This is a genomic window from Stenotrophomonas sp. GW821-FHT09E08 (assembly GCF_059416125.1).
The window spans coordinates 103,856-120,897 of the sequence record NZ_JBWKOO010000008.1 but is presented as its reverse complement, the minus strand read 5'-3'; the positions used below and the strand labels follow the sequence as shown (position 1 = coordinate 120,897).

The 17,042-nt window shown below is 67.7% G+C and carries 17 protein-coding genes; all 17 read right to left on the bottom strand.

Annotated elements, in window-relative coordinates:
- Nucleotides 1-43: 43 nt before the first annotated feature.
- Nucleotides 44-2,104: a flagellar biosynthesis protein FlhA gene (gene flhA / locus AC07M7_RS12320; protein ID WP_211195219.1), complete on the bottom strand. Its 2,061-nt coding sequence runs from the start codon at nucleotides 2,102-2,104 to the stop codon at nucleotides 44-46.
- 44 nt (nucleotides 2,105-2,148) lie between these two features.
- Nucleotides 2,149-3,279: a flagellar biosynthesis protein FlhB gene (gene flhB, locus AC07M7_RS12315; protein ID WP_337302497.1), complete on the bottom strand. Its 1,131-nt coding sequence runs from the start codon at nucleotides 3,277-3,279 to the stop codon at nucleotides 2,149-2,151.
- Between the two features lie 143 nt (nucleotides 3,280-3,422).
- A complete protein-coding gene (locus tag AC07M7_RS12310) occupies nucleotides 3,423-5,558 on the bottom strand; it encodes a putative bifunctional diguanylate cyclase/phosphodiesterase (protein WP_136639686.1) in 2,136 nt (711 codons plus the stop codon).
- Nucleotides 5,559-5,722: 164 nt separating this feature from the next.
- On the bottom strand, nucleotides 5,723-6,514 hold the full coding sequence (fliR, locus tag AC07M7_RS12305; protein WP_046982596.1) for a flagellar biosynthetic protein FliR: 792 nt from the start codon (nucleotides 6,512-6,514) through the stop codon (nucleotides 5,723-5,725).
- Nucleotides 6,515-6,527: 13 nt separating this feature from the next.
- The gene (locus tag AC07M7_RS12300; protein ID WP_005413254.1) at nucleotides 6,528-6,797 is read right to left on the bottom strand and encodes a flagellar biosynthetic protein FliQ; all 270 of its coding nucleotides are present in this window, start codon (nucleotides 6,795-6,797) and stop codon (nucleotides 6,528-6,530) included.
- 76 nt (nucleotides 6,798-6,873) lie between these two features.
- On the bottom strand, nucleotides 6,874-7,653 hold the full coding sequence (fliP, locus tag AC07M7_RS12295) for a flagellar type III secretion system pore protein FliP (protein ID WP_134958130.1): 780 nt from the start codon (nucleotides 7,651-7,653) through the stop codon (nucleotides 6,874-6,876).
- Between the two features lies 1 nt (nucleotide 7,654).
- Nucleotides 7,655-8,074: a flagellar biosynthetic protein FliO gene (gene fliO, locus AC07M7_RS12290; protein WP_008266130.1), complete on the bottom strand. Its 420-nt coding sequence runs from the start codon at nucleotides 8,072-8,074 to the stop codon at nucleotides 7,655-7,657.
- Nucleotides 8,071-8,406 (bottom strand): flagellar motor switch protein FliN, encoded by a 336-nt coding sequence (gene fliN / locus AC07M7_RS12285; protein WP_005409543.1) that lies wholly within the window; start codon nucleotides 8,404-8,406, stop codon nucleotides 8,071-8,073. Before fliN ends, fliO begins: the two co-directional genes overlap by 4 nt.
- Nucleotides 8,403-9,407 (bottom strand): flagellar motor switch protein FliM, encoded by a 1,005-nt coding sequence (gene fliM / locus AC07M7_RS12280; RefSeq protein WP_046982598.1) that lies wholly within the window; start codon nucleotides 9,405-9,407, stop codon nucleotides 8,403-8,405. The genes fliN and fliM overlap by 4 nt, the downstream gene beginning before the upstream one ends.
- Before the next feature lie 10 nt (nucleotides 9,408-9,417).
- Entirely contained in the window at nucleotides 9,418-9,933 is a 516-nt protein-coding gene (locus AC07M7_RS12275) for a flagellar basal body-associated FliL family protein (RefSeq protein WP_253079554.1), read from the bottom strand.
- Nucleotides 9,934-10,154: 221 nt separating this feature from the next.
- A complete protein-coding gene (locus tag AC07M7_RS12270) occupies nucleotides 10,155-11,318 on the bottom strand; it encodes a flagellar hook-length control protein FliK (protein WP_495207494.1) in 1,164 nt (387 codons plus the stop codon).
- A complete protein-coding gene (gene fliJ, locus AC07M7_RS12265; protein ID WP_046988603.1) occupies nucleotides 11,318-11,785 on the bottom strand; it encodes a flagellar export protein FliJ in 468 nt (155 codons plus the stop codon). Before fliJ ends, AC07M7_RS12270 begins: the two co-directional genes overlap by 1 nt.
- Before the next feature lie 3 nt (nucleotides 11,786-11,788).
- The gene (locus AC07M7_RS12260; protein WP_046988604.1) at nucleotides 11,789-13,174 is read right to left on the bottom strand and encodes a FliI/YscN family ATPase; all 1,386 of its coding nucleotides are present in this window, start codon (nucleotides 13,172-13,174) and stop codon (nucleotides 11,789-11,791) included.
- Nucleotides 13,171-13,812 carry a FliH/SctL family protein gene (locus AC07M7_RS12255; protein WP_136639692.1) on the bottom strand — a complete coding sequence of 214 codons (642 nt, stop codon included), beginning with the start codon at nucleotides 13,810-13,812 and terminating at the stop codon, nucleotides 13,171-13,173. Before AC07M7_RS12255 ends, AC07M7_RS12260 begins: the two co-directional genes overlap by 4 nt.
- Nucleotides 13,809-14,795, bottom strand: coding sequence for a flagellar motor switch protein FliG (gene fliG / locus AC07M7_RS12250; RefSeq protein ID WP_024958226.1), 987 nt, complete (start codon nucleotides 14,793-14,795; stop codon nucleotides 13,809-13,811). The genes AC07M7_RS12255 and fliG overlap by 4 nt, the downstream gene beginning before the upstream one ends.
- 7 nt (nucleotides 14,796-14,802) lie before the next feature.
- The gene (fliF, locus tag AC07M7_RS12245; protein WP_046988606.1) at nucleotides 14,803-16,446 is read right to left on the bottom strand and encodes a flagellar basal-body MS-ring/collar protein FliF; all 1,644 of its coding nucleotides are present in this window, start codon (nucleotides 16,444-16,446) and stop codon (nucleotides 14,803-14,805) included.
- A 12-nt stretch (nucleotides 16,447-16,458) separates the two neighbouring features.
- Nucleotides 16,459-16,824, bottom strand: coding sequence for a flagellar hook-basal body complex protein FliE (fliE, locus tag AC07M7_RS12240; RefSeq protein ID WP_005409552.1), 366 nt, complete (start codon nucleotides 16,822-16,824; stop codon nucleotides 16,459-16,461).
- Between the last annotated feature and the right edge of the window lie 218 nt (nucleotides 16,825-17,042).

The following is a 17,042-nucleotide window of genomic DNA, read 5'->3' as shown; positions in this document are numbered from 1 at the left end:
GTTCGAAAGTGGTGTCTGTTTTCTGGCGCATCGGAGGGCGGCGTCAGCTGATCGTTCCGACCAGCTTCAGGCGCTTGTCCTCCGGCACCTCGCTGTAGGCCAGGACCGACAGCGACGGAACGCTGTGGCGGACCAGGCGGGCCAGCGCGGCGCGCACCGGGCCGGGTACCAGCACGACCGCGGGCTCGTTGCGGGCTTCCTGCTTGCTGACACATTCGGCCAGGCTCTGGTGCAGTCGCTCAGCGAGTCCGGGTTCCAGCGCGGCGCCGTTGCCCTGCGTGGACTCCTGCAAGACACGTTCCAATTGTGGGTTGAGCGTGAACACCGGCAGCTCGGCCGACATTCCGGCGATCTCCTGCACGATGAAGCGGCCCAGTGCGGTGCGCACGGCGGCAGTCAGCACGGCCGGGTCCTGGCTGCTGGGCGCGTGTTCGACCAGCGCTTCGGCGATCTTGCGCAGCTGGCGGATCGGAATGCGCTCGACCAGCAGGTTCTGCAGCACCCGTACCACCGCCGACAGCGGCAGTGCCTTCGGCGTCAGATCTTCGACGAGCTTGGGCGCACTCTTGGCCAGGTTGGCCAGCAGGTGCTGCACTTCTTCGTGGCCGAGCAGTTCCGGCGCGTGTTCGCGGATCAGGTGCGAGAGGTGGGTAGCGACCACGGTGGCCGGATCGACCACGGTGTAGCCGAGCGTCTCGGCCTGGGCGCGCTGGTGCGGCTGGATCCAGGTCGCGTCCAGGCCGAAGGCGGGGTCCTTGCCGGCGATACCTTCCAGCGCACCGAGCGCGCTGCCCGGGTCCAGTGCCAGCTCGCGGTCCGGATGGATCTCGGCGGTGGCCACCGGCACGCCGTGCACCAGCACGCGGTAGCCATTGGCCGGCAGTTCCAGGTTGTCGCGGATGTGCACCGACGGAATCAGGAAGCCGACATCCTGGGTCAGCTTGCGGCGCACGCCCTTGATCCGCGCCATCAGTTCGCCGCCCTGGTTGCTGTCCACCAGCGGGATCAGGCGGTAGCCGACCTCCAGGCCCAGCGGATCGACCGGGCGCAGCTCGTCCCAGCTCAGTTCGGCGGTGGGCGCGGGTGCGGCCGGACGGCCCAGCGCAGTGAGTGCGGCGGCGTCACTGTTGCCGGCGGAGGCATCGGCAGCCGGCAGCTTGCTCTTGCGGTACAGCTTCCAGGCGATGAAACCCAGGATCGCGGCCAGCGTCAGGAAAGCGACGTTGGGCATGCCCGGCACCAGGCCGACCACACCGAGGATGCCGGCGGTGATCGCAAGCGCGCGGTACTGGCCGAACACCTGGCCGCTCATCGCCTGGGCCATGTCCTGCGAGCGCGAGGCACGGGTGACCAGCATCGCCACCGCACTGGAGACCAGCAGGGCCGGCAGCTGCGCCACCAGGCCGTCGCCGATGGACAGCAGGGTATAGGTGGCAGCGGCATCGCCGAAAGGCATGCCATGCTGCAGCACGCCCACGGCCAGGCCGCCCAGCATGTTGATGAACAGGATCAGGATGCCGGCGATGGCATCACCACGGATGAACTTGCTGGCACCGTCCATCGCACCGTAGAAGTCGGCTTCCTCGCGCACTTCCTCGCGGCGCAGCTTGGCTTCTTCACGCGTCAGCAAACCGGCGTTGAGGTCGGCGTCGATCGCCATCTGCTTGCCGGGCATGGCGTCGAGGATGAAGCGCGCGGTCACTTCCGAGACGCGGCCGGCACCCTTGGTGATGACCACGAAGTTGATGATGGTCAGGATCGCGAACACCACGATGCCGACTGCGTAGTTGCCACCGATCACGAACTCGCCGAAGGCGGCAATGACCTTGCCGGCCGCGTCGTGGCCGTTCTGGCCGTTGAGCAGGATCACGCGGGTGGAGGCCACGTTCAGGGCCAGCCGCAGCATGGTGGTGACCAGCAGCACGATCGGGAAGATGGTGAAGTCCAGCGGGCGCTTCACATAGACCACCGCCAGCAGCACCATCAGCGAGATGGCGATGTTGAAGGTGAACAGCGCATCGAGCACCGGTGCGGCCAGCGGCACCACGACCATGGCCAGCAGTGCCAGCACGATCAGTGGCGCGCCAAGGCCCTGGCGGATCATCTCCAGGGCGCGGCGGGTGTTGAAGCCGGGGGAGGGCTGGGCGCTCACGGGCGGCCTCCCTTGCCGAATTCATCCACCTGGATGTGCGGGCTGTCCGGCATCGGGCCAGTGCGCCAGGCGCGCAGCTGGTAGACGTAGGACAGGACCTGGGCCACGGCCGAATACAGTCTCACGGGGATTTCCTTTCCGAGTTGGCCTTCCCGATACAAGGCGCGTGCCAAAGGCGGCGCCGAGACGATGGCGACCTTGTTGCCATCGGCCACTTCACGGATGCGCAGGGCGGTCTCGTCCACGCCCAGGGCGACCACTTTGGGGGCGTTCATGGCGCCGCCCTCGTACTTCAGGGCCACCGCATAGTGGGTCGGATTGACCACCACCACGTCGGCAGTGGGTACCGCCTCCATCATCCGGCGGTTGGCCATCTGCTGCTGCAGCTGGCGGATGCGGCCCTTCACCTCCGGGCTGCCCTCGCTTTCCTTCATTTCGCGGCGCAGCTCTTCGCGGGTCATCTTCAGCTTGCGCATCCAGTTCCAGCGCTGGTACGGGGCGTCGATGGCCGCCAGCACCAGCATCGCGCCGGCGGTTGCCAGCAGCAGGCGCAGGGTGAAGCCAAGGCCGTCGGTGATGGCGGTCTCCAGCGGGTGGTGGATCAGACCGCGCAGGGTGTCGAAGCCGGTCCATACCACCAGCCCGGCGGCAACGCCGACAAAGGCCACGCGCAACAGCGACTTGGTGAACTCGGCGATGGCCTCCGGGCCGTACAGGCGCTTGAGCCCGCTGATCGGGTTCATGCGGTTGATGTCCGGCAGCATCGCCTTCTGCGACCAGCGCAGGCCACCCATCACCAGTGGCGCGACGAAGCTGGCCAGCAGGCAGACCAGCACCAGCGGCGCGATCACCAGCATGAACTGCAGCAGCAGGTCGCCGAAGTGGCCGAACAGTTCCTTCGGGTTCTGCCGCAGGCTCTGTTCGGGGCTGAGCGCATGCTTCATCCAGGCGCTGGCGCCGCGGCCGATCGAGCCGCTCATGGCCATCACCGCCAGTACGCCGGCGCCGAACACGGCGGCGGTGCCGAGTTCGCGCGAGCGCGGCAGGTTGCCCTGTTCACGGGCATCGCGCAGGCGTTTTTCGGTGGGTTGTTCGGTCTTTTCGCCGGCGGATTCGTCTTCGGACATCACGGGCACTGCGGCAGGAGATGCCGGGGTGCGAGCAAGAACCGTGCCGTGACGGGTTCATGTGCCAACCAAGGTTGGCACCTACCAGAGCAGGCACCGGCAGCGCCGGGTCATGCCCGGGGGGGAGCCGGGTGCGGGCTCGGCTACAGGGGCGCGTTGCCGCTGGGCGGCGGGCTCTGTGCCAGTTCCACACGAGGCCGGGGCAGGTCGTGCAGTTGCATGAAGCGGGCGGCATCGACCGGGCGACCGAGCAGGTAGCCCTGCAGGTAATCGCAGCCCAGCCGTTCCAGGTAGGCGCGCTGGGCGGCGGTTTCCACGCCTTCGGCCACGATGTCCATGTCCAGCGCATGGCCCAGCGCCACGATCGCCGAGACGATCACCACATCCTCGGCGCTGTGCTCCAGATCGCGCACGAAGGCGTGGTCGATCTTGATCTCGGTGGCTGGCAGCCGCTTCAGGTACAGCAGGCTGGAATAGCCGGTGCCGAAGTCATCGATGGAGATGCCCACGCCCAGTGCCGACAGCGCCTGCAGCAGGCGCAGGCTGGTATCGGTATCGCGCATCACGGTGCTCTCGGTGATCTCCAGCACCAGGTAGCGTGGGGTGATGCTGTAGCGCTCAAGGACGTCGCGCACGTCATGCAGCAGGTGCGGTGAGCTGAACTGCACCGGCGACAGGTTCACCGACATCGACCAGCCTTCATGGCCGGCGTCGTGCCAGCGGCGCAACTGCTGGCAGGCCTGGTCCAGCGCCCAGCGGCCGATTTCATTGATCGCGCCGCTGCGCTCGGCCAGGCGGATGAACCGATCCGGCGGGATCAGGCCATGTTCCGAGTGCCGCCAACGGATCAGTGCCTCGGCGCCGGCCACTTTCTGTGTGGCCACGCGGATCTTGGGTTGGTAATTGAGGAACAGCTGTTCGCTGCCGATTGCCCGGCGCAGGTCGGCAAGCAATCTGAACTGTTGCTCGGCGCTGTCATTCATCCAGTCGGCGAACAGCACGAAGGCGTTGCGTCCGGATTCCTTGGCCTGGTACATCGCTGCATCCGCAAAGGCCATCAGCTGCCGCTCGCTGGCAGCGTGGTCGGGACAGATCGCCACGCCGATGCTGGCGGTCACCTGCAGTTCGTTGTCCGGCAGCAGGGGCCCGCTGCCGACCGCCTGCAGGATGCGCCGGGCCAGGGTCGGAAGATCCTCGTCGTGCTCGATGCGCACCACCAATACGAACTCGTCGCCGCCCAGACGGGCCAGCATGTCGTTGGGCCGAAGCAGTTGGCGCGTGCGTTCGGCCACCGCCACCAGCAGTGCATCACCGGCCTGGTGGCCATAGGCATCGTTGACCTGCTTGAAGCCATCCAGGTCCATGAACATCACAGCGAAACGGCTGCCGCCCTGTTCGGCCTCGGCCAGTGCCTGGACGATGCGACGCTGCAGCAGCAGGCGGTTGGGCAGGCGTGTGAGCGGGTCGTGCAGTGCGGCCTGGGTCAGTTCCTGCTGCGCGTCGGTCAGCGAGGTGCTCAACAGGGAATTGCGCAGGCGCAGCAGCTGCGCCTCCACCCGCTGGTCCAGCCAGGACACCACCAGCACCACGGCCAGGATCGCCACGGTGAGCATCACCACCAGCATGGCCAGCCATTCGCTCTGTAGTCCATCGCCGACGGCTGCGCCGCAGATGCTGCCTTCCGGAAAGCGTGCGGCGGCCATGCCGGTGTAGTGCATGCCGACGATGGCCAGCCCGAGCAGGCCCGCCGCTGCCAGCCGGTCGCCGACACGGGTGCGCTGCGCACGCAGGCGGAACGCCACATACAGGGCCGTCCACGAAGCAGCGACTGCCACCATCAGCGAAAACAGCAGCCAGCCCGGGTCGTAGTCGATGCCCGGCTGCATGCGCATTGCGGCCATGCCAACGTAATGCATGCCGGCGATACCGGTGCCCATCAGCAGGGCGCCACCGGCCAGCCGCGGGTGCGGCAGGGTGCGCAACGAGACCAGCCACAGCGCGAACACCGACGAGGCGATGGCCAGTGCAAGGGAAAGCAGGGTGATCGGCAGGTCGTAGCCGAGCGGAATGGGCAGGTCGAAGGCAAGCATGCCGATGAAGTGCATCGACCAGATGCCCAGGCCCATGGCGAAGCCGCCACCGATGCGCCACCACCAGGCCGCGCCCTTGCCGGGTGCGGTAACCGTGCGCCCGGCCATCGCCAGCGCGGTGTATGAGGCCATCACGGCGACCAGCAGCGAGATCACTACCAGCCACGGGTTGTACGTGCCTACCAGCATTCGTCAGTCTCCCGGACCTGCCTGTCGACGGAAACTACGGTGGGGCATGCATGAGGCCGGCCGACGCAGGGCGCCGGCCACGTGCGGCATCCCCCCGGTTGCCGCGTATTCACTCTAACGCGCAGACCCGGGGGAAGGGCAAGCAGTAAAACGTGATGATCGGGTCAGTGTGTGACCGCGTCCGCAGCCTGGAAGGCGGCGTCGAACAGGCGCTGTACCGGCGGGCCCATCTCGCCTGCCAGCAGGGCCAGCAGGAACAGGCCCAGCAGCAGTGAGACCGGCAGGCCGAGCTGGATCGGGTTCAGCGCCGGCGCGGCGCGCGCCAGCACGCCGAACGCCAGGTTCACCGCCAGCATTGCCACGGTCAGCGGGATCGCCAAAGTCAGCGCACCGCGCAGCACGGTCAGCAGGAAGGTCGGCGCGATGCTGAAGAAGGCATGCGGATCGGGCAGTGGCGCACCGATCGGCAGTGCCCGGTAGCTGTCCACCACCAGCGAGATCAGCGCCAGATGGCCATTGGCGGTGAAGAACAGCAGGCCGAACAGCAGATAGAACCACTGCCCGATCACGCCTGAGGTGCCGCCACGCAGCGGATCACTCATCTGTGCGAAGGCCAGGCCGGTGCCCTGGGCAATCAGTTCGCCGGCCATCGCGCCGGCCTCGAACACCAGCCGCAGCAGGAAGCCGATGGATACGCCGATGGCCAGCTCGCGGGCGATGGTCAGTACCGTGGCGGCATCGAAACCGGTCCAGTCCGGTACCGGCGGCAGCAACGGTGCCAATGCGATGGCCAGGGTGCCGGCCAGCACCACGCGCACCCGGGCCGGGACGGCGCGGGTGCCGACCATCGGCATGGCCATGGCGACCGCGCCGATGCGCAGCATGGTCCACAGCACGGTGCCGATCATGCCGAAGGCGTTCAGCCCATCGGCGGCCATCTGGGTGGCGGCGTCCATCGAAGCGCGTGTCCTAGCCGATCAGGTGCGGGATGCGCTGGAACAGCAGCGTGGTGAATTCGACCAGGTGGCCGATCAGCAGGCTGCCCAGTGCGAACAGCACTGCGGTCAGCGCGGCTGCCTTGGCGACGAAGGCGATGGTCGGTTCGTTGAGCTGGGTCGCAGCCTGCACCACGCCCACCACCACGCCCACCACCAGCACGGTGAGCAGCAGCGGGCCGGCCACCCACAACACGGTGATCAGGCCGCCACGCAGTTCGGTCAAGGCAAGTTCGGGAGACATCGTATTTCCATCGGTAGCGCCGGGCCATGCCCGGCAACGCTTATGTAGAGTCGAGCCATGCTCGACTGCCTCTCGGTCAGGCCGGATTGAAGCTCGCCGCCAGCGTACCCACGGTCAGCACCCAGCCATCCACCAGCACGAACAACAGGATCTTGAACGGTGCCGACACCAGCATCGGCGACAGCATCATCATGCCCATCGACATCAGCACGCTGGCCACGACCAGATCGATGATCACGAACGGGATGAAGATCAGGAAGCCGATCTCGAAGGCGGTCTTCAGTTCACTGGTAACGAACGATGCGACCAGCACCGGGAACGGGATCGCATCGGGGCTGGCGTAGGTGCCATGCCCGGCGATGCCGGCGAAGGTCATCAGGTCGGTCTCGCGGATCTGCGCCAGCATGAAGGCGCGCAGCGGCGAGGTGGTCAGCGTCCAGGCGGTCTGGAAGTCGATCTCGCCATTGAGGTAGGGCGCCATGCCGGTGCTCCAGGCCTTGTCCCAGGTTGGCAGCATGATCATCGCGGTGAGGAACAGGGCCAGGCCCAGCAGCACCTGGTTGGACGGCGTCTGTCCGGTGCCCAGTGCCTGGCGCAGCAGGCCCAGCACGATGATGATGCGGGTGAACGAGGTCAGTACCAGCAGCATCGACGGGATCAGGGTGATCGCGGTCATCAACAGCAGGGTCTGTAGCGGGAGGCTGACCGGTGCACCGCCGATCTTGCCGACATTGATGTCGGGCAGCGGCGTGGTCGGCGCGCCGGGCGCGGCGAAGGCCAGCGCCGGCAACAGGCACAGGGCGAGCAACAGCAGCCACGGCATCAGGGTGGCAAGACGGGTACGGGTGACACGCATGTCAGGGATCCTTGCGCAGCCGCTGCTGCAGCAGCTGGGCGAAATTCGGCAGGTTCTTGAAGTCCGGCACGCGCACCGGTGCCGGCGGTGGCAGCGGTTCGGGCAGGGTGTGCAGGGTGTTGATGCCGCCGGCGGTAACGCCCAGCAGCAGCTGCTGGCCATTGACCTCCACCACCACCACGCGCTCCTTGGCGCCGACACTGAGGCTGGCCACCAGCTTCATGCCTTCGGCCGGGCGGAAGCCGCTGCCGGGCAGGCGCTTGAGCAGCCAGCCCAGGCCGATGACCAGTGCCAGTACCGCCAGCAGCGCCAGCACCGCACCGAACAGGCTCGGTGCGGCGGCCGCGTGCTGGCCGACCTGCGGGCCGATCGGTGCGGCGGTCTTGCCGACCGCCAACAGGGTGGAGGCCAGCAGGCTCAACGCAGTCTCCGGATCCGCTCGCTCGGGCTGACCACGTCGGTCAGGCGCACGCCGAAGCGGTCGTTGATCACCACCACCTCGCCGTGGGCGATCAGGGTGCCGTTGACGAACACGTCCAGTGACTCGCCGGCGCCGCGTTCAAGTTCCACCACCGAGCCCTGGTTGAGCTGCAGCAGATTGCGGATCGGCAGGCGGGCACGACCGACTTCCAGCGACAGGGTCACCGGCACGTCGAGGATCACGTCCAGGTTCAGGTCCGGACCGTTCGCTTCATCGGCCTGCAGGCTGCTGAACTGGGCCGGGGTCGGTTCGAGGGCGTCGATATCGTTCATTGCGGGTCTTCCTGGATGACGGGTACGCGCGGACGGGTGCCGGGCGGATGGGTAGCGGTGATCTTCACGGCGTTCATGCCGTTGGCGACGCCGAACTCGCCGGTGAACACGGGGATGTTCTCCACGCACAACGGCACCTGCGGGCTCAGCTCGATCGGCAGGATGTCGCCGACCTTCAGGCGGGTCAGGTCGCGCAGGGTCATGCGCTTGCTGGCCAGTACGCTGGACAGGGTCACCTCGGCGATGTTGAGCTGCTCGCGCAGGGTCTGGCCCCAGCTCTCGTCGCGGTCGTTGCGGTCACTCTGGATGCCGGCGTCGAGCAGCTCGCGGATCGGCTCCAGCATCGAATACGGCAGGGTCACGTGGATGTCGCCGCCACCGCCGTCGAGCTCGACATGCAGGCGGCACACCACCACGTACTCTCGCGGCGTCACGATGTTGGCGAAGTGCGGGTTGATCTCCGAGTTGATGTATTCGAACTCGACATCCATCACCGGTGCCCATGCCTCGCGCAGGTCGGCGAAGGTCTGCTTCAGCAGCAGGTGGATCACCCGCATTTCGGTGGCGGTGAACTCGCGGCCTTCGATACGGGTCGGGTAGCGCCCGTCGCCGCCGAAGAAGTTATCGACGATGGCGAACACCAGGGTCGGCTCGAACACGATCAGGCCGGTGCCACGCAGCGGCTTGAAGCGGATCAGGTTCAGGTTGGTCGGCACATACAGCGAGTGCATGTAGTCGTTGAACTTGATCAGTTCGATGCCGCGCACCGACAGTTCGGCCGAACGACGGATCAGGTTGAACAGGCCGATCCGCCACAGGCGCGCGAAGCGCTCGTGGACCATTTCCAGGGTCGGCATGCGACCGCGGATGATCCGGTCCTGGCTTGCGAAGTCGTAGGAACGTGCTTCGCCCGAAGGCGGTTCCGCATCGGTCTCGACCGCGCCACTGTCCACGCCGTGGAGCAGGGCATCGATCTCGTCCTGGGACAGCAGATCATTCATCGGGGGGCCCTTACTGGGTCACGAAGCTGGTGAACAGCAGATCGTCGGCACCGTTGCTGCCGGTCTCGGCCTTGAGCACTTTCTGCACTTCGGCCAGCGAGGCGGCCTGCAGCTTCTGCTTGCCGGCGATATCGGCGATCTGGTCCGGGCTGACCTGCGAGAACAGCATCAGCAGGCGCGCGCGGATGGCGGGGGCGTGGGTCTTGATCGCTTCCAGCGCGGCCGGGTCGCGGGTCATCAGCTGCACTTCCAGCTGCAGGTAGCGCGGGCCGTCGACCGGGCCGTTGAGATTGACCACGAAGGCCGGATCCAATGCGAAGTACTGCGCCGGTGCCGGAGCAGCGGCCTTCTTCGGCGCCGGTGCGGCCTTGTCTTCGTGCTTGGACTGGGTGAAGAACCACACGCCGCCACCGGCGGCAGCGGCGGCCAGTACGGCCACCAGTGCGGTGATCAGGATCGGACTACGCGGCTTGGCGGCCTTGTCCTTCTCGGCGGTCTTCTTGGTTTTGTCAGCGGCTGCGGCCACGGGGTGAAGCTCCTGAGGGTTGCTTCACCGGGATATGCAAGGGGCGTGCCGTAGCTGGGGCAGAGGGGGCGACGGAATTCCGTCGGGGTGCCGGTGGGGCCGTGCGGAGCAAGCTCCGCACCCACCAACGCGATACTGGTAGGTGCGGCTCTATTGCCTCGGTGTTCTGGTGGGTGCCGACCGGCCCGCTCTGGTGGGGCAAACCTTGGTTGGCACGCCTGTCAGGCGTACGCGTCCAGCAGCCCGCGTTTGCGGATCAACTGGGCGGACGACACGCTGGCGTCGCCCGGCGACGGTTCTCCGTCACCCGCCATGCCACCGCTTCCGGCCTGGCCCGACGCATTGCCGTCACCGCCGGGGGCCTGATGACCAACATCGGCGTGGGCCAGCTGGAAACCCTGCTCGCCCAGCAGTTCACGCAGGCGCGGCAGGCTGCTTTCCAGCGCCTGGCGCACATCCACGTGCGGGCTGCTGAAGCTGGCGTGCACCTTGTCGCCGTTCAACTGCAGACGCACGTCGACCGGGCCCATGTCATCCGGGCTCAGGCGGATGTGGGCGTGGCCGATCTTCTGGTCGGCCAACCAGCCCAGGCGGGCGCCGATGGCCTGGTCGAAGCCATCGTCACCGAGCACCGGCTTCGGCGTCGGTTCGCCGTTGAAGATGGCGTTGCCGGTGGCCAGCGCGGCCTTCAGATCCTGCACGGCTGCAGTTGCCGGTGCATGCAGCAGGGGGGCAGGGGTACGGTCACCGATGGCGGCCACGTCGCTACCTTCGCCTCGGTCGCCGCGCTTGCCCGCCGGCAGGATCATCTCCGGCAACGGCAGAGTGGTGGCGTCGTCGGCGCTGGCCGCCAGAGGCTTGCCGTCGGGCGATCCAGTGGCGATGGCCGTGGGTGCCGTTGCCGCAGCCGCCGGCAACGCTGCGCCGGCAGCGGCGGGCAGGGCACCAGCATCGTCGGCGAGCACAGGCGTGGCCGTTGTTGGCAGCACTGCAGCGGGATCGGCCAGCGTCGGCACCGCCAGCACCAGCCCGGCCAGGCCAAGGGGTGGCCACGGCGCATCCTCGGTCGCGGCTGCTTTGCCCTTTTCGGCGCCTGCAGTGGTTGTCCCTGCGGGTGCCGATGCCGTGGCGTCTTCGGTTGCAGCGTCGCTGCCCGGCTTGTGTTCGGCGGGTGTCCGCCCGTTGCCATCAGAGGTCGCAGACGGCATGGGCGTGGTCGACGATGGCGATGAGGTACGGGCGGCCGTGGACGTGTCCGGGCCCGACGTCCCATCCTGCAACAGCTGGCCGAAGCCCTTGCCGCTGTCATTGCGCGGCGCGCGCGTGCTGCCATTGCCGGTGTTCTGTGCCTGCGCGTTGGCGCTGCTGGCGAGCGGTGCGGGCATCACGTGCGACCTCCCTGCTCACCGTCTTCCTGGTCCTCGGCCTGCACCAGGCGTGCACGGCGTGCGCCGATGTCGTCCATCTCGCGCTGGTCGCGGCGGTCGGTCACCACCTTCTCCTGCGCGCGGTAGCTGGCCGCCAGCTGTTCCAGCACGGCCTTGTCCCGGCTGGCCAGGATCAACCGGGCGCGCTCGGCTTCCACCTTCTCGCGGTTGCCATTGACCGTTGCCTGCTGCTGTTCGACCGCGCTGTCCAGGCGATCGAGGAAGGCGCGACGGTTCAGCAGCTGTGCCGGGCTGGTCGCCGCCATCTGCGCGTTCGCATACTCTTCGGCATAGCGGCGCAGTTCATCCAGTCGCGACAGATGCGTGTCGAGCACGGTCTGGCGTTCGGCCAGATCGCGAGCAACGGCATCCTCGTGTTCCTGGGCCCGCTTGAGCAGGGGGTCGATGCGCTTGGACTGGTTCATGGCTTAACTCTCTTGTTCCACCAGGCGCTGCAGCGCCGCCTGGCTGTGCGGGAGATCTGCGGCCTTGGCAACGTCCTGGCCGAGGAATTCCATGATTTCCGGCCAGCGTTCCAGGGCTTCGTCGGTGGCCGCGTCGTTGCCGCGCTGGTAGGCACCGATGGCGATCAGGTCACGATTGGCCGAATAGGCCGAGACCAGTCGCTTCAACTTCCGGATGCGCAGGCGCCACGGCTCGTCGGCGATTTCCGTGACCACGCGGCTGACCGACGATTCGACGTCAATGGCCGGGTACAGGCCACTGTCTGCCACGCGACGGGACAGCAGGATGTGGCCGTCAAGAATGGCGCGCGCCGCATCGGCGATTGGATCCTGCGGATCATCGCCTTCGGTCAGCACGGTGTAGAACGCGGTGATCGAGCCACGGCCCTTGGCACCGTTGCCGGCGCGCTCGACCAGCGCCGGCAGCTTGGCGAACACCGACGGCGGATAGCCGCGGGTGGTCGGCGGTTCACCGACCGACAGGCCGATCTCGCGCTGCGCCTGCGCGAAGCGGGTCAGCGAATCCATCAGCAGCAGTACATTCAGGCCCTGGTCGCGGAACCACTCGGCGATGGCGGTGGCGCGGTAGGCACCATGCAGGCGCGCCAACGGCGGCCGGTCAGCCGGGCTGGCGACCACCACGGCGCGGCGCAGGCCTTCTTCGCCCAGGGTGGTTTCGACGAAATCGCGTACTTCGCGGCCACGTTCACCGATCAGGCCGACCACGATCACGTCGGCGGCGGTGTATCGGGTCATCATGCCCAGCAGGGTCGACTTGCCGACGCCGGAGCCGGCGAACAGGCCGACACGCTGGCCTCGGCCGATTGGCAACAGCGCGTTGATCGCGCGCACGCCCACGTCCAGCGGTTGGGTGATCGGTTCGCGCGCCAGCGGATTGATCGAAACGCCGGCCATGCCGACATGGCCTTCGGCGCGGATCGGGCCCTTGCCATCCAGCGGCACGCCATCGCTGTCGATGACGCGGCCGAGCAGGCCTTCGCCCACTTCCACGCCGCCACGCCGAGCCGACGGCACCACCCGTGCGTTGGGCAGCAGGCCATGCAGTTCGGCGCTGGGCATCAGGTAGGTGCGCTCGCCGGCGAAGCCGACCACTTCGGCATCGACCCAGCCACCGTCGACCACTTCCACCTTGCAGCTGGCGCCGAGCGGGGCCTCGCAGCCGACCGCTTCCAGGGTCAGGCCGACTGCGCGGCGCAGCACGCCCTCGCGGATCAGGCCACGCCCGTGCCCGGTGTCCACGCGCAGGCCGTCCAGGCGACGGGCCAGGCGCAGGTTGCGGGCCACGGCCCAATCGGCCGGCGGCGGGTTCGGTTGCGCTTCGGGCGTCATGCACCTGCTCCAGTCTGGCGGATCACAGCGTCCAGCGCACCGCGCAGGCGGGCTTCGAGGGTGCCGTCGATGCGCACCGCTTCGGCATGCACGCGCAGGTCGCCACGGCTGAGGCTGGTATCGGGTACCAGGCGCTGCTGCGACGACAGGTTCAGGAGGGGAGCGAGCGCGGCGATGTCGTCCGGGTGCAGGCGCACTTCCACTTCGCGGGTACTGCCACCGACCGCGTCGATGGCCTCACCAACCAGTTGCGCCAACAGTGCCGGATCGGTCTCGTAGGCACGGCCGACCAGCGCGCCGGCGATGCGTACCGCCAGTTCGCCCAGCGCACCGACCACTTCGTTTTCCAGTCGCACCAACGGGCGGCTGAAGTTGTCGAGGATGCCCTCGATCTGCGCGGCGAGGCGACGCACCTCGGCTTGGCCCTGGCCGTAGCCATCGGCATGGCCGTGCTGGAAGCCTTCCTTCTCGGCACTGTCCTGGATCGCCTGGATTTCTTCCAGGGTGGGCAGGTGCAGCGGCGGTTCCGGCTCGTGCTCCGGATCCGGCTCGGTGAGTTCGAACGCGTCCTCCTGGTCCAGCGCCGGTTCCGGCGGGGCCAGCAGGTCCGGGGCAAGCCAGCGCACGACGTTGCTCACAGCATGGCCTCCGCACTGCCGCCGATGGTGACCGTGCCTTCATCGGCCATGCGCTTGACGATGGCCAGGATCTCGCGCTGCGCGCCTTCCACGTCGGACAGGCGCACCGGACCGCGTGCTTCCATGTCTTCCAGCAGGATCTCGGCCGCACGCTGCGACATGTTGCGGGTGATCTTGTCGCGCACCTTGATATCGGCGCCACGCAGGGCCAGGCCCAGGCGCTCGCCGCTCACTTCGCGCAGCACCAGCTGCATTTCGCGGTCGTCCAGGTCGACCAGGTCGTCGAACACGAACATCAGGTCCTGGATGCGGTTGCTCAGCGGCGCGTCGATGCGGGCGATCTCGCCCAGGATGGCCTGGTCCTGGCCGCTGTCCATGAAGTTGAGGATGTTGGCCGCGCACTGCACGCCGCCGATGTTGGACGACTTCAGGTTCTGGTTGCCGGCGAACTGGCGCTCCATGATCTCGTTGAGCTCATTGAGTGCGTTCGGCGGGATGCCGTCGAGGGTGGCGATGCGCAGCAGCACGTCCACGCGGGTGCGGTCGGGCAGCAGCTTCAGCGCGTCAGCAGCCTGGTCGGTTTCCAGATGGGCCATGACGATGGCGATGATCTGCGGGTGCTCGTTGCGCACCAGATCGGCCACCGCGCGCGGGTCCATCCACTTCAGCGCGTCCAGGCCGGTGGTGTTGCGGCCGAGCAGGATGCGATCGATCAGGTTGCCGGCCTTTTCGCTGCCCAGCGCCTGCACCAGCATGTTGCGGATGTAGTCGTCCGAGCCCACGCCCAGCGAGGTCTTCGAGCCCAGCTCCTGGCCGAACTGGTCCATCACCCGTTCCACCTGCTCGCGGGTGATGTCGGTCATGGTGGCCATGGCGATGCCGATCTTCTGCACTTCCTTGGGTTCCATGTGGCGCAGCACTTCGGCTGCATCCAGCTCACCCAGGGACAGCAGCAGCACGGCCGCGCGCTGTACGCCGGTCAATTGTGCCTCAGTCATTGGCCACCCAGCCCTTGACCACCTGGGCCACGCGCTTGGAGTCGGTCTTCACGGCTTCACGCGCCATCCGCAGTCGTTCCTCATATGAATCCACCGGCAGGGCCAGCGCATCCGGCCCGCCCAGGCTCGCGCGGTCGGCGCCCAACGCCGGCAGCGGCATGCCATCGTCATCCACCAGCTGCACGTCCGCGGTATGCGGCTCCAGTGCCTGCTCGTCGTTCTTCTTTTGGCCGGTGATCGCGCGCAGCGCCGGGCGCAGCACGCCGAACAGCAGCGCCAGCACCACGACGGCACCCAGCAGCATGCGGCCGGCATCGTGCACCCACGGCAGCTCCCACCAGGCGGGACCTTCCACCGGCGTGGTATCCCGCACGAACGGGGCGTTCATCACCGACACGGTGTCGCCGCGCTCGGCATTGAAGCCGACCGCCTGCTTGACCAGGGCTTCGACGCGGGTCAGCTCGGCCGCCGACAGCGGCTGCGGTGCGACCTTGCCGTTGGCACCGGCGCGCGGCACGTTGTCCACCAGCACCGCCACCGACACGCGCTTGATGCGGCCGGCCGGCTGGCGGGTGTGCTGCAGGGTGCGGTCCAGCTCGTAGTTGCGGGTCGCGTTCTTGCTGCTTTCGGTCGGGGTCTGTGCGGTTGCCGGCGCAGCGGCCTGGCCCGGGGGGCTGTTGCTGGTGGCGCCCGGCACGCCCTGCGGACCCGGCGTGGTGGTGCTGTTCTCGCTCATCTGCTCGCTGCGCAGCTTCTGCGGCTCGCCGTTGTACAGTTCGCGCGCCTCCTCGGTCACCGAGAAGTCCATGTCCACGCTGACTTCCGGGTTGACACGGCCAGGGCCGGTCATCGGCTCGAGCAGTTCGCGGATGCGCTGGTTGAACGAGGTTTCCTGGCGGCGCACCTGCTCGAACTGGGCGGCGTTGACTGCGGCCTCGCTGTTCGGGTCGCTGACGCTGAGCATGCGGCCGCTCTGGTCGACCACGGTCACGCGTTCCGGTGCCAGGTCCGGGATGCTGGCTGCGACCATGTGCACGATGGCGTCGACCTGGCTGCGTTCCAGCTGCTGGCCACCGCGCAGTTCCAGCGTCACCGAGGCGCTGGCGACGTCGCGCTGGCGGGTGAAGGCGCTGGGCTTGGGAATGGCCAGGTGCACGCGCGAATCGCGCACCGGGCGCAGCGTGTTGATGGTGCGCGACAGCTCGGTCTCCAGCGCATGCTGGTAGCGCGCGCTTTCCACGAACTGGCTGACGCCGAAGCCCGGGTCGCGTTCCATCAGCTCGAAGCCGAGTTTGCCGCTGTCGGTCAGGCCGGAGCCGGCCAGTTTCAGACGGGCGTCGTGCAGGTTCTTTTCCGGCACGGTGATGCCACCGGTGGCCGGGTCCAGCTGGAACGGAATCTGGGCGGCACGCAGCAGGTCGGTCGCTTCAGCGGTGGCCTTCTGGTCCAGGCCGGTATACAGCGGGACCATGCCGGGCTTCTGCGACCAGAAGAACACGAACAGCCCGGCGGCTACGGCCACGGCGATCATCGCCATCAGTCCGAGCCGACGGGTGATCTGCAGGCTTTGCAGCCGATCGAACCACTGGCCCGCCTTTTCGGCGTTCAGGGATTCCTTGGAGAGCGACAGGGCCATGCGGTTCTATCCTTACAGCGGCATGTTCATCACGTCCTGGTAGGCCTGGACGAGACGGTTGCGGACTTCCACGGTGGCGCGGAAGGCGATCTGGGACTGCTGCGAGGCGACCATGACCTTGGCGAGGTCGGCGCTGGGGTCGCCCATTTCGAAGGCTTTGGCGAGGGCGCCGGATTTCTGTTGCGCGTCGTTGACGCCGGCAATCGCACCACGCAGGGTTTCGGTGAAGCTGGCCGGCTGGGCCTGCGGTGCATCCAGCACCGTGCCCGGCAGGGCGTTGCTGCGCGGCGTTTCGCCCAGCGGGTTGAGCGCCGGCTGTCCCATCTGGGTCTGATAGGAGCGGATCTGCGAAAGGATCGACGTGACGGAGTGGGACATCTGCAACGGTTCCAGAAACAGGGGATGGGGTTGTCTGCTGGAGCAGGTGCAAGTGCCGTGCCGAAACCGGTTTTCGATTCAGTGAAGTGAGGGTGTGGGTGTTCTGGCAGGGCTGCGCCCTGCACCCGCCGAATCAACGTCAACGTGAACGGCAACGTCAACGGCGGGCTATCCGTGGGGTGGCGGGGGGGGGGGGGGGGGGGGGGGGGGGGGGGGGG